The sequence below is a fragment of the Citrobacter sp. S55_ASV_140 genome, assembly GCF_018919505.1.
GTDB classification, from domain to species: Bacteria; Pseudomonadota; Gammaproteobacteria; order Enterobacterales; family Enterobacteriaceae; genus Citrobacter; species Citrobacter werkmanii.
The window spans coordinates 17927-31371 of the sequence record NZ_JAHLQZ010000038.1; the positions used below are offsets into that span (position 1 = coordinate 17927).

Annotated in this window: 11 protein-coding genes; 2 read left to right on the forward strand and 9 right to left on the reverse strand. The window is 52.0% G+C overall.

What is annotated here, in order from left to right:
• Positions 1-258 precede the first annotated feature (258 nt).
• Entirely contained in the window at positions 259-564 is a 306-nt protein-coding gene (locus KQJ18_RS08730) for a PTS sugar transporter subunit IIB (protein WP_038636123.1), read from the forward strand.
• Between the two features lie 4 nt (positions 565-568).
• Complete coding sequence (locus KQJ18_RS08735; RefSeq protein ID WP_038636121.1) at positions 569-886, forward strand: PTS lactose/cellobiose transporter subunit IIA; 318 nt, start codon at positions 569-571, stop codon at positions 884-886.
• 118 nt (positions 887-1004) lie between these two features.
• On the opposite strand, the gene rpoC is transcribed toward KQJ18_RS08735, so the two are convergent.
• From rpoC to KQJ18_RS08780, 9 genes are all read right to left on the reverse strand, one after another.
• Positions 1005-5228: a DNA-directed RNA polymerase subunit beta' gene (gene rpoC / locus KQJ18_RS08740; protein ID WP_038636118.1), complete on the reverse strand. Its 4224-nt coding sequence runs from the start codon at positions 5226-5228 to the stop codon at positions 1005-1007.
• A gap of 76 nt (positions 5229-5304) precedes the next feature.
• Positions 5305-9333, reverse strand: a complete 4029-nt coding sequence (gene rpoB, locus KQJ18_RS08745) for a DNA-directed RNA polymerase subunit beta (RefSeq protein ID WP_003033111.1) — start codon at positions 9331-9333, stop codon at positions 5305-5307.
• 320 nt (positions 9334-9653) lie between these two features.
• A complete protein-coding gene (gene rplL / locus KQJ18_RS08750) occupies positions 9654-10019 on the reverse strand; it encodes a 50S ribosomal protein L7/L12 (protein ID WP_000028882.1) in 366 nt (121 codons plus the stop codon).
• Positions 10020-10085: 66 nt separating this feature from the next.
• On the reverse strand, positions 10086-10583 hold the full coding sequence (gene rplJ / locus KQJ18_RS08755) for a 50S ribosomal protein L10 (RefSeq protein WP_005132895.1): 498 nt from the start codon (positions 10581-10583) through the stop codon (positions 10086-10088).
• Between the two features lie 293 nt (positions 10584-10876).
• Positions 10877-11584, reverse strand: a complete 708-nt coding sequence (rplA, locus tag KQJ18_RS08760) for a 50S ribosomal protein L1 (protein ID WP_006688358.1) — start codon at positions 11582-11584, stop codon at positions 10877-10879.
• Positions 11585-11587: 3 nt separating this feature from the next.
• Positions 11588-12016: a 50S ribosomal protein L11 gene (gene rplK / locus KQJ18_RS08765; RefSeq protein ID WP_038636105.1), complete on the reverse strand. Its 429-nt coding sequence runs from the start codon at positions 12014-12016 to the stop codon at positions 11588-11590.
• A 157-nt stretch (positions 12017-12173) separates the two neighbouring features.
• Positions 12174-12719 carry a transcription termination/antitermination protein NusG gene (nusG, locus tag KQJ18_RS08770; RefSeq protein WP_003033125.1) on the reverse strand — a complete coding sequence of 182 codons (546 nt, stop codon included), beginning with the start codon at positions 12717-12719 and terminating at the stop codon, positions 12174-12176.
• 1 nt (position 12720) lies between these two features.
• Positions 12721-13104, reverse strand: a complete 384-nt coding sequence (gene secE / locus KQJ18_RS08775; RefSeq protein ID WP_003033128.1) for a preprotein translocase subunit SecE — start codon at positions 13102-13104, stop codon at positions 12721-12723.
• Positions 13105-13334: 230 nt separating this feature from the next.
• Positions 13335-13445, reverse strand: a 111-nt coding sequence (locus KQJ18_RS08780) for an elongation factor Tu (RefSeq protein WP_075262496.1), incomplete at its 5' end; no start/stop codon positions are given.

Genomic DNA, 13445 nt, shown 5'->3' on the forward strand with positions numbered 1-13445 from the left:
TACGGGTTTAAAAAACGCTGTCAATACTGTTTTTTATAACATGTTTTTATTGCCAGTAATTATATATTCCCGCATGTGATAAGCGAGCCAAAGTGCCGCCAACCTCGGTTCAGATCGTTGAGTTTTGCTTCTTTTTGTAACCGGTTTCAGAAAAAGTGGTTTTCTTTGTGATGCCTTGCACACAATCGTTGCAAAGCAGTTGTTGCTACAGCTGGCTCACGATAATTATCAACCCACACATGTTGAGCGAGACTGCTTATGAAAAACATCGTTTTATGCTGTGCCGCCGGAATGTCCACCAGCATGCTGGTACAAAGGATGAAAGATGCCGCCCAGAAAAAAGGTGTCGACGTCACGATCAAAGCTGTCCCGGTGGCTGAGTTTGAAGAGAATATCGCCACTGCAGATATCGTGTTGCTTGGTCCACAGGTTAAATATGAGCAGGCCAAGCTGCAGGCGCTCGCCGACCCGCTAGGCAAAAAAGTCGCCGTTATCGATATGATGGATTACGGCATGATGAAAGGTGATGCCGTACTGGAAAAAGCGCTGAAACTACTGGAGTGATGACATGGAAGAGTTAGAAACGATCATCATGGAATTATTGGTCAACGCCGGAGCCGCCCGCAGTCAGGCCCTGACAGCGCTACAACTGGCGCGTAAAGGTGACTTTACTGGTGCAGAACAAGCAATGGTGGAATCACGCGAGTACGTCAAACAGGCACATAAAATCCAGACCCAGCTAATCGGCATTGACGAAGGTACCGGCAAGCTACCGGTTAATCTCATCACAGTCCATTCGCAGGATCACCTGATGAACGCGATGGTGATTCAGGATTTGGCGGGCGACATGATTGAGCTTTATCGGCGGTTGCCGCCGGTAAATTAATAACACTGCCGGATGGCGGCTTCGTAACCTCACAGGCCGTATAAGAGCAGCGCCATCAGGCCTAACATAGACATAAAAAAACCCGCCGAAGCGGGTTTTTTATTATGGTCAGCAACGATTAATCGTTGTCAGAACCGCCCAGGCCTGCGTTCAGCAGTTCTGCCAGGCTGGCAGACGCATCTTCAGCAGTCACCTGCGGAGCAGCTGGCAGTTCGCCCGCTGCGCGACGGCGCATACGATCCTGGTGGTACGCGTAACCGGTACCGGCCGGGATCAGACGACCCACGATGACGTTCTCTTTCAGACCGCGCAGTTCGTCGCGTTTGCCCGCAACGGCTGCTTCGGTCAGCACGCGAGTGGTCTCCTGGAACGATGCCGCGGAGATGAACGACTCAGTTGCCAGAGACGCTTTGGTGATACCCAGCAGATCGCGGGAGAAGGTTGCGCCCACTTTGCCGTTCGCTTCCAGCTCGCGGTTAGCGATCTTGACGCGGGAGTATTCAACCTGCTCGCCTTCCAGGAAGTCGGAGCTACCAGCGCTTTCGATGGTGGCTTTACGCAGCATCTGACGAACGATAACTTCGATGTGTTTATCGTTAATCTTAACACCCTGCAGGCGGTATACGTCCTGAACTTCGTTAACGATGTAACGAGTTACAGCATGCACACCACGCAGACGCAGGATGTCGTGCGGCGCTTCCGGACCGTCGGAAACCACGTCACCACGTTCTACACGTTCACCTTCGAACACGTTGAGCTGACGCCATTTCGGAATCATCTCTTCGTAAGGTTCGCTACCGTCTACCGGGGTGATAACCAGGCGACGTTTCCCTTTGGTTTCTTTACCGAAGGAAATGATGCCGCTGATTTCAGCCAGGATTGCCGGCTCTTTCGGACGACGAGCTTCGAACAGGTCCGCAACGCGCGGCAGACCACCGGTGATGTCCTTGGTACCGCCGGATTCCTGCGGAACACGGGCCAGGGTGTCACCAGAGCTGATCTGTACGCCATCTTCCAGCTGAACAATCGCTTTACCTGGCAGGAAGTACTGAGCAGGCATATCGGTGCCTGGGATCAGAACGTCGTTGCCCTGAGCATCAACAATTTTCAGTGCCGGACGCAGGTCTTTACCACCCGACGTACGCTCTGCAGAATCCAGAACGACCAGAGAAGACAGACCGGTCAGCTCGTCGGTCTGACGAGTAATGGTCTGGCCGTCGATCATGTCAGTGAAGCGGACGAAACCACTCACTTCGGTGATAACCGGCATGGTGTGCGGATCCCAGTTCGCTACGGTTTCGCCGCCAGCAACCTGTTCGCCATCACCTTTCGCCATAACGGAGCCGTAAGGCACTTTATAGCTTTCTTTGGTACGACCGAATTCGTCGATCAGTTTCAGTTCGGTGTTACGTGAGGTGATAACCAGTTTACCGCTGGAGTTAACAACCGACTTCGCATTGCTCAGACGGATGCTACCTTTGTTTTTCACCTGGATGCTGGATTCAGCAGCCGCACGAGATGCCGCACCACCGATGTGGAACGTACGCATCGTCAGCTGTGTACCCGGTTCACCGATGGACTGTGCCGCGATAACGCCGATTGCTTCACCTTTGTTGATGATGTGGCCACGCGCCAGGTCACGACCATAGCAGTGCGCACATACACCAAAGTCGGTGTCACAGGATACAACGGAACGGACTTTCACGGAGTCAACGGAGTTCTCTTCCAGCAGATCACACCACTGTTCGTGCAGCAGCGTGTTACGTGGAACCAGAATATCCGCGGTACCCGGCTTCAGAACGTCTTCAGCAGTCACACGACCCAGAACGCGATCGCGCAGCGGCTCTTTAACGTCACCACCCTCGATAACCGGGGTCATGGTGATGCCTTCCAGCGTGCCGCAATCGTCCTCAGTAACAACCAGGTCCTGCGCAACGTCAACCAGACGACGCGTCAGATAACCGGAGTTCGCTGTTTTCAGTGCGGTATCCGCCAGACCTTTACGCGCACCGTGAGTAGAGATGAAGTACTGGAGTACGTTCAGACCTTCACGGAAGTTCGCGGTGATTGGCGTTTCGATGATGGAGCCATCTGGCTTCGCCATCAGACCACGCATACCAGCCAGCTGACGAATCTGTGCTGCTGAACCACGCGCACCGGAGTCGGCCATCATGTAAATGCTGTTGAAGGAAACCTGCTGCTCTTCTACGCCGTCACGGTTAATAACGGTTTCAGTCTGCAGGTTATCCATCATCGCTTTGGATACACGATCGTTCGCCGCAGCCCAGATATCGATAACTTTGTTATAGCGTTCGCCTGCGGTTACCAGACCAGACTGGAACTGCTCCTGGATCTCAGCAACTTCAGCTTCCGCTTCAGAGATGATCTCGTGTTTCTTCTCCGGGATGACCATGTCATCAATACCAACAGATGCACCTGAACGCGCTGCATAAGCAAAGCCGGTGTACATTGTCTGGTCAGCGAAGATAACGGTCGGCTTCAGGCCCAGAATGCGGTAACAGGTGTTCAGCATTTTGGAAATGGCTTTCTTACCCAGCGCCTGGTTGACGATGGAGAAAGGCAGACCTTTCGGTACGATCATCCACAGAATGGCGCGACCAATGGTCGTGTCTTTCAGACTGGTGTGCGCAACGAATTCGCCGTTTTCATCTTTTTCATATTCAGTGATACGCACTTTAACGCGCGCATGCAGAGAGGCCAGGCCAGCGCGATAGATACGCTCAGCTTCTTTCGGGCCAGTCAGCACCATGCCTTCGCCTTTGGCGTTAACACAGTCACGGGTCATGTAGTACAGACCCAATACAACGTCCTGAGACGGAACGATGATAGGTTCGCCGTTCGCCGGGGACAGGATGTTGTTGGTAGACATCATCAGCGCACGCGCTTCGAGCTGGGCTTCCAGCGTCAGCGGTACGTGAACAGCCATCTGGTCACCATCGAAGTCGGCGTTATATGCCGCACAAACCAGCGGGTGCAGCTGGATAGCTTTACCTTCGATCAGTACCGGCTCAAATGCCTGGATACCCAGACGGTGCAGGGTTGGTGCACGGTTCAACAGTACCGGGTGTTCGCGGATAACTTCGTCCAGGATATCCCAAACGACAGCTTCTTCACGCTCAACCATTTTCTTAGCGGCTTTGATGGTGGTGGCGAGGCCACGCAGTTCCAGCTTGCCGTAGATGAACGGTTTGAACAGTTCCAGTGCCATTTTCTTCGGCAGACCGCACTGATGCAGACGCAGGTATGGACCTACGGTGATTACAGAACGACCGGAGTAGTCAACACGCTTACCGAGCAGGTTCTGACGGAAACGACCCTGTTTACCTTTGATCATATCGGCCAAAGATTTCAGAGGACGCTTGTTAGAACCGGTGATCGCACGACCGCGACGACCGTTATCCAGCAGGGCGTCAACCGCTTCCTGCAGCATACGTTTTTCGTTGCGTACGATGATGTCCGGCGCAGCCAGATCCAACAGACGCTTCAGACGGTTGTTACGGTTGATCACACGACGATACAGATCGTTCAGATCTGACGTTGCGAAACGACCGCCATCAAGCGGAACCAGCGGACGCAGATCTGGCGGCAGAACCGGCAGAACGGTCAGGATCATCCACTCTGGCTTGTTGCCAGACTGTACGAAGGCTTCCAGCAGTTTGATACGCTTGGTCAGCTTCTTACGCTTGGTTTCGGAGTTGGTTTCGTTCAGCTCTTCGCGCAGAGTTTCACACTCTTGCTCCAGATCCATGCTCTTCAGCAGGGCCTGGATAGCTTCCGCACCCATCTTCGCGTCGAATTCGTCACCGAACTCTTCCAGCGCGTCCAGATACTGCTCTTCAGTCAGGATCTGTTGACGTTCCAGGTTGGTCATACCGCCTTCGATAACGACATAAGATTCGAAGTACAGTACGCGTTCGATATCGCGCAGCGGCATATCGAGCAGCAGACCGATACGGGACGGCAGCGATTTCAGGAACCAGATATGCGCGGTCGGAGACGCCAGCTCGATGTGGCCCATACGCTCACGGCGTACTTTGGTCTGGGTCACTTCAACGCCGCACTTCTCACAGATCACACCACGATGTTTCAGGCGCTTGTACTTACCGCACAGGCACTCGTAGTCTTTTACCGGCCCAAAGATACGGGCGCAGAAAAGGCCGTCACGCTCAGGTTTGAACGTACGGTAGTTGATGGTTTCCGGCTTCTTAACTTCACCGAAAGACCATGAACGGATCATGTCTGGCGAGGCCAGAGCAATTTTGATCGCATCAAACTCTTCGGTTTTAGTCTGCGCTTTCAGAAACTTTAATAAATCTTTCACGGATTTGCTCCCGTCGGAGTTAGCACAATCTGGCGCTGGCTGTTAAGCCAGCACCAGTGACCTGTTTGATCGAGAGTTACTCGTCTTCCAGCTCGATGTTGATACCCAGCGAACGAATCTCTTTCAACAGTACGTTGAAGGATTCCGGCATGCCTGGTTCCATCTGATGGTTGCCGTCCACGATGTTTTTATACATCTTAGTACGACCGTTCACGTCATCAGACTTAACGGTGAGCATTTCCTGCAGGGTGTATGCCGCGCCATATGCTTCCAGCGCCCACACTTCCATCTCCCCGAAGCGCTGACCACCGAACTGAGCCTTACCACCCAGCGGCTGCTGAGTAACCAGGCTGTAAGAACCGGTAGAACGCGCGTGCATCTTGTCATCAACCAGGTGGTTCAGTTTCAGCATGTACATGTAGCCAACGGTAACCTGGCGCTCGAACTGCTCACCGGTACGACCGTCGAACAGGGTAATCTGACCGGAAGTCGGCAGGCCACCCAGCTGTAACAGTTCCTTGATTTCAGACTCTTTCGCACCGTCGAAGACCGGCGTTGCGATCGGCATACCTTTTTTCAGGTTTTCAGCCAGACGCAGAACTTCTTCATCGCTGAAGGTATTCAGGTCAACTTTCTGACGAACATCTGAGCCCAGATCGTAAGCACGCTGGATGAACTCGCGCAGTTTGGCGACTTCCTGTTGCTGTTTCAGCATGGCGTTGATCTTATCGCCGATACCTTTCGCAGCCATACCCAGGTGGGTTTCAAGGATCTGACCGATGTTCATACGCGATGGTACGCCCAGCGGGTTCAGTACGATATCTACCGGCGTACCGTTAGCATCGTGTGGCATATCTTCGATCGGGTTGATCTTAGAGATTACACCCTTGTTACCGTGACGACCTGCCATCTTATCACCAGGCTGGATCCGACGTTTAACCGCCAGATAAACCTTAACAATCTTCAGCACGCCCGGTGCCAGATCGTCGCCCTGAGTGATTTTACGGCGTTTCGCTTCGAGTTTTTTCTCGAATTCGTGTTTCAGTTCGTCGTACTGCTCAGCCAGTTGTTCCAGCTGATTCTGTTTCTCTTCGTCGGTCAGGCCGAGTTCTAACCAGCGGTCACGCGGCAGTTTGTCGAGCTTCTCAGCTTCAACACCACCGGAAACCAGCACAGCGTAGATACGGCTGAACAGACCAGCTTCGAGGATCTGCAGTTCTTCAGACAGGTCTTTCTTAGCCTGCTTCAGCTGCATCTCTTCGATTTCCAGCGCACGTTTGTCTTTTTCTACGCCATCGCGAGTAAAGACCTGAACGTCGATAATCGTACCGGAAACACCGTTTGGCACGCGCAGAGAAGAGTCTTTAACGTCAGACGCTTTCTCACCGAAGATCGCACGCAGCAGTTTCTCTTCCGGCGTCAGCTGGGTTTCACCTTTCGGCGTTACCTTACCAACCAGAATATCGCCACCGGTCACTTCCGCACCGATATAAACGATACCGGATTCATCCAGTTTAGAGAGCGCAGCTTCACCCACGTTCGGGATGTCAGCGGTGATCTCTTCCGGCCCCAGCTTGGTGTCACGGGACACACATGCCAGTTCCTGAATGTGGATGGTGGTGAAACGGTCTTCCTGGACAACACGCTCGGATACGAGGATGGAGTCTTCGAAGTTGTAACCATTCCATGGCATGAATGCCACGCGCATGTTCTGACCCAGCGCCAGTTCACCAAGGTCGGTGGACGGACCGTCTGCCAGCACATCACCACGTTCAACCGGCTCGCCCAGAGATACGCAAGGCATCTGGTTGATACAGGTGTTCTGGTTAGAACGGGTGTATTTAGTCAGGTTATAAATGTCGATACCTGCTTCGCCCGGGTACATCTCGTCTTCGTTAACTTTGATAACGATACGGGAAGCATCCACGTACTGAACAGTACCGCCACGTTTAGCAACTGCAGTAACACCGGAGTCAACGGCAACAGCACGTTCCATACCGGTACCAACCAGCGGCTTATCAGCACGCAGAGTCGGAACCGCCTGACGTTGCATGTTCGCACCCATCAATGCACGGTTGGCGTCATCGTGTTCCAGGAACGGGATCAGGGACGCACCGACGGATACCACCTGCTGGGTGGATACGTCCATGTAGTCAACCTGGTCGCGGCTGAACAAGCTGGATTCGCCTTTGCTACGGCAAGTAACCAGATCTTCTACAAAGTGGCCTTCGTCATCCAGGTTGGAGTTCGCCTGAGCGATAACGTAGTTACCTTCTTCGATAGCAGACAGGTAGTGAATTTCATCAGTTACAACACCGTCGGTCACTTTACGGTACGGAGTCTCAAGGAAGCCGTATTCGTTAGTCTGTGCATACACGGACAGTGAGTTGATCAGACCGATGTTCGGACCTTCAGGCGTTTCGATTGGACATACGCGACCGTAGTGAGTCGGGTGTACGTCTCGAACTTCGAAGCCTGCGCGTTCACGGGTCAAACCGCCTGGGCCGAGTGCGGAGATACGACGTTTGTGCGTAATCTCAGACAGCGGGTTGTTCTGGTCCATAAACTGAGACAGCTGGCTGGAACCAAAGAACTCTTTCACTGCTGCAGAAATCGGCTTGGCGTTGATCATATCCTGAGGCATCAGGGTATCCAGATCGCCCAGAGACAGACGCTCTTTCACCGCACGCTCAACACGCACCAGGCCAACGCGGAATTGGTTTTCCGCCATTTCGCCTACGGAACGGATACGACGGTTGCCAAGGTGGTCGATATCATCGACTTCGCCTTTACCGTTACGGATATCGATGAGCTTCTTCATCACTTCAATGATGTCGTCTTTGCTCAGGATACCGGAACCTTCGATTTCGTCGCGCAGCAGAGAACGGTTGAACTTCATACGACCAACCGCAGACAGGTCATAGCGGTCTTCGGAGAAGAACAGGTTCTCGAACAGGCTTTCCGCAGCTTCACGAGTCGGCGGCTCACCAGGGCGCATCATGCGGTAGATTTCTACCAGCGCGCTCAGACGATCGTTGGTTGGGTCGACGCGTACAGTTTCAGAAATGTACGGACCGTGGTCCAGATCGTTAGTGAACAGCGTTTCGATACGCTTGTGACCAGACTGGCTCAGCTTAGCCAGCAGATCCAGACTCAGCTCCATGTTAGCTGCGCAGATCAGCTCGCCAGTAGATTCGTCAACGTAGTCTTTAGCCGCAACCTTACCAGCAATGTATTCAACCGGAACTTCGATATGCTTGATATCGTCTTTTTCCAGCTGGCGAATATGGCGTGCAGTGATGCGACGGCCTTTTTCGACGTAGACTTTGCCGTTAGCTTCGATGTCAAAGGAGGCGGTTTCACCACGCAGGCGTTCCGGCACCAGTTCCATCTGCAGCTTGTTGTCACGAATTTCGAAAACAACTTTTTCAAAGAACAGGTCAAGGATCTGCTCAGTGGTGTAGTTCAGCGCACGCAGAATGATGGTCGCAGGCAGTTTACGGCGACGGTCAATACGTACGAACAGGTTGTCCTTCGGATCGAATTCGAAGTCCAGCCAGGAACCACGGTAAGGAATGATACGCGCGTTATACAGCACTTTACCCGAAGAGTGGGTTTTACCTTTGTCGGAGTCAAAGAAGACGCCAGGACTACGGTGCAGCTGAGAAACGATAACACGCTCAGTACCGTTGATAACAAAGGTACCGTTGTCGGTCATGAGCGGAATTTCGCCCATGTAGACTTCTTGTTCTTTAATGTCTTTTACGGTGCCTTCCGGCGCTTCGCGCTCGTAGATCACCAGACGCAGTTTTACGCGCAGCGGTGCGGAATAGGTCACGCCACGGATCTGACATTCCTGAACGTCAAACACCGGTTCGCCAAGACGGTAGCTGACGTATTGCAGCTCGGAATTACCGCTGTAGCTCTGAATCGGGAAAACGGAACGGAAAGCTGCTTCCAGACCATACTGCCCTTCAGGATCTTGCTCGATGAACTTCTGAAACGAGTCAAGCTGGATAGAAAGGAGATAAGGTATGTCCAACACTTGCGGACGTTTACCAAAATCCTTACGAATACGTTTTTTCTCGGTATAGGAGTAAACCATTAGGGTTCCTCAGCTCGCTGACAAGTCGACCCATCTGTCCATTGAGCGGACAGTTTGTGCAACACTATTTTGTTGACCGGAAAATCGAATACTTTCCGCAATGCCTGTTGCTATCACGCTTAAACCATTTCATTGCGATTTACACAGAACTGACGCTCTGTCGCAGTATATTAAGACGTCGATAGAAACAAGCATTGAAAGGCACAGCAGTAGTCAAACAGTGTGAAACGCTACTGGCGCCTTACAGCGCAAAAAGGCTGGTGACTAAAAAGTCACCAGCCATCAGCCTAATTTCTTAGGCTGCAACCAGAAAAGTTGGCTTATTTAACTTCAACTTCAGCGCCAGCTTCTTCCAGAGATTTTTTCAGTGCTTCTGCGTCGTCTTTGCTCACGCCTTCTTTCAGCGCAGCCGGTGCAGATTCTACCAGGTCTTTAGCTTCTTTCAGACCCAGGCCAGTTGCGCCACGTACTGCTTTGATAACAGCAACTTTGTTAGCGCCAGCAGCTTTCAGAATTACGTCGAATTCAGTTTTTTCTTCAGCAGCTTCAGCCGGGCCAGCAGCTACAGCTACAGCAGCAGCAGCGGAAACACCGAATTTTTCTTCCATTGCAGAAATCAGTTCTACAACGTCCATTACGGACATAGCGGATACTGCTTCAATGATTTGATCTTTAGTGATAGACATTTAAATTGTTCCTGAAAATCAGAATAAGTTTATACGTAAGCAGATGCTTGAGAAAGGTAACTGCAATTAAGCAGCTTCTTTCGCATCGCGTACAGCAGCCAGAGTACGAACCAGTTTGCCAGCCGAAGCTTCTTTCATGGTTGCCATCAGGCGTGCAATTGCTTCTTCGTAGGTCGGCAGAGTTGCCAGGCGGTCGATATTCGATGCCGTAATCAACTCACCTTCAAAGGCTGCGGCTTTGACCTCAAATTTTGCATTCGCTTTCGCGAACTCTTTGAACAGACGAGCAGCGGCGCCCGGGTGTTCCATAGAGTATGCAATCAGGGTCGGACCAACAAACGTGTCTTTCAGGCACTCGAACTGAGTACCTTCAACGACGCGGCGCAGCAGGGTGTTACGAACAACACGCATGTATACGCCAGCTTCACGACCTGCTTTACGCAGTTCAGTCATTTTATCTACAGTTACGCCACGGGAATCCGCAACTACTGCAGACAGCGCGCCTTTGGCTACTTCGCTGACTTCAGCAACAATCGCTTGTTTGTCTTGAAGATTTAAAGCCATTAGCTTTGCTCCTGGATGTTTGCCGGAACTCATGTTCCGGAACTCACTTCACTCCCCCCAACGGAGAGAGCGTCTAAATACGGTGAGCAGAAACAAGCCAGAGTATCAGAAATAATCTTAGCGTTCTGTCACCGTCTACGCAGGGCATTAAGTTTCTTGCGAAACACCTGCGGTCTTCGACGGAGGCCTGGATAGGCCAGGCTCCAACGAACAAATCTGTTGTCTATCGGCCGAAGCTAATAGAATCGTGGGCGAAGATTGTAGACAAATTCGCCGCCCACGTAAAGCTAATCTTAGACGTTCGCAGACGCGCTCAGACCAGCCTGATCAACGGCAACACCAGCACCCATGGTGGTGGAGATGCTAACTTTCTTGATGTACACGCCTTTTGCCTGAGTCGGTTTTGCTTTTTTCAGCGCAACCAGCAGAGCTTCCAGGTTTTCTTTCAGTTTGTCAGCGTCAAAATCCACTTTACCGATGGTGGTGTGGATGATGCCGTTTTTGTCGTTACGGTAACGAACCTGGCCAGCTTTAGCGTTCTTAACCGCTTCAGCAACGTTCGGAGTTACGGTACCAACTTTCGGGTTTGGCATCAGGCCGCGCGGACCCAGAACCTGACCCAACTGGCCAACAACGCGCATTGCATCCGGAGAAGCAATAACAACGTCAAAGTTCATTTCGCCTTTCTTGATCTGGTCAGCCAGATCTTCCATACCTACCAGTTCAGCGCCTGCAGCTTTAGCAGCTTCAGCGTTTGCGCCCTGGGTAAATACGGCTACGCGAACAGAACGGCCAGTACCGTGCGGCAGTACAGTTGCACCACGTACGTTCTGGTCAGATTTACGAGCGTCGATGCCGAGGTTAACGGCAACGTCCACGCTTTCTACGAATTTAGCAGTGGCCAGCTCTTTCAGCAGAGCAATAGCTTCGTTGATGTCGTACTGTTTAGTTGCATCAACTTTGTCACGGATCACGCGCATACGCTTGGTCAGTTTAGCCATTTCTTAGTCCTCCACTACCAGGCCCATGGAACGTGCAGTACCTTCAATGGAGCGAGTCATCGCTTCAATGTCGGAACCAGTCATGTCGGCAGCTTTGGTCTGCGCGATTTCCTGCAGCTGAGCGCGGGAAATTTTACCCACTTTGTCTTTGTTCGGCTTGCCGGAACCAGACTTGATACCAGCCGCTTTCTTCAGCAGTACTGCTGCCGGAGGCGTTTTGGTAACGAAAGTGAAAGAACGGTCAGCGTAAACGGTGATAACAACCGGGATCGGCAGACCTTTTTCAATGGAATCAGTTTTTGCGTTGAACGCTTTGCAGAATTCCATGATGTTCACGCCTTGTTGACCCAGTGCTGGACCTACCGGCGGACTCGGGTTAGCCATACCAGCTGCAACCTGCAGCTTGACATAGGCTTGGACTTTCTTAGCCATTCTAAATTCCTCTAGTTGGGTTATAGCGCCTCAAAGAGGCTCCCCGTGTTTTTAAATTCGTTTTACGGACAGAGTCCATAAAAACAAAAGGCGCGAAATTGTATTCCAATCTCGCGCCTTGTGCAACGATTAAATCGCCGCTTTTTTGATCGACGTGTTAGGCTTTTTCAACCTGGGCGAAGTCCAGTTCAACCGGAGTCGCACGACCGAAGATAGATACAGAAACTTTCAGACGAGACTTCTCGTAGTCCACTTCTTCAACTACGCCGTTAAAGTCAGCAAACGGACCATCGCTAACGCGGACCATTTCGCCCGGCTCAAACATCGTTTTCGGACGCGGCTTATCACCAACCTGCTGCAGACGGTTCATGATCGCATCAACTTCTTTGTCGCTGATTGGCGCCGGACGGTCAGAAGTACCGCCGATAAAGCCCATCACACGCGGAACGCTGCGCACCAGGTGCCAGCTCGCATCATTCATGACCATCTGGACCAGTACATAGCCCGGGAAGAATTTACGTTCGCTCTTGCGACGCTGGCCACCACGGATCTCGACCACTTCTTCTGTCGGCACCATGACTTCGCCAAACAGCTCTTCCATATTTTGTAACTTGATATATTCGCGCAGCGACGTGGCAACGCGGCCTTCAAAACCGGAAAACGCCTGAACGACGTACCAGCGCTTTTTAGGGGCTTCAGACATCTTAGAACCTCAGGCCAGTGATAAAGGATACCAGGCGAACCAGAATACCATCCAGTCCCCACAGGATCAGTGACATTACTGCGGTAACCGCAGCCACAATTAATGTGGTGTGCAATGTTTCCTGGCGAGTTGGCCAAATGACCTTACGGACTTCGGTTCTCGCTTCACGGGCAAAAGCAACGGTCGCTTTACCTTTTGTTGTCAACAGCGCGACACCACCCGCTGCGGCAATCAGAATCACTACGGCCAGCGCACGCAGCGGCAGCATCATGTCACGATAAAGGTAATTGCCAACGATAGCTACAAGCAGCAATACAGCGACAACAACCCACTTCATCGCTTCCAGGCCGCGCCCGCTTCCTTGAGCTTCGGTATTCGCACTCATAAACCAACCTGTCAGAAGTATTCTACAAACATTTTCACCCCGCGTAAGCGAGGCGATCCAAACCGAAATGCTCTGGTGCGTTTCGGACTAAACGCCCTCTTCAGAGCCTGTCTCAGCAATGATTATGACAAAAAAAATCACTGATGAGCCAGGTTCTGGTGTGAAAGCGTGCAAAAAGGGCATCAAATGATGCCCTTTTATTGCGCATTGCGTCAAATGTTATTCGGCAATTAGCTCATTACTTTGGCAACAACGCCCGCACCAACAGTACGGCCGCCTTCACGGATTGCGAAACGCAGACCGTCGTCCATCGCGATCGGGTGGATCAGGGTAACAACCAT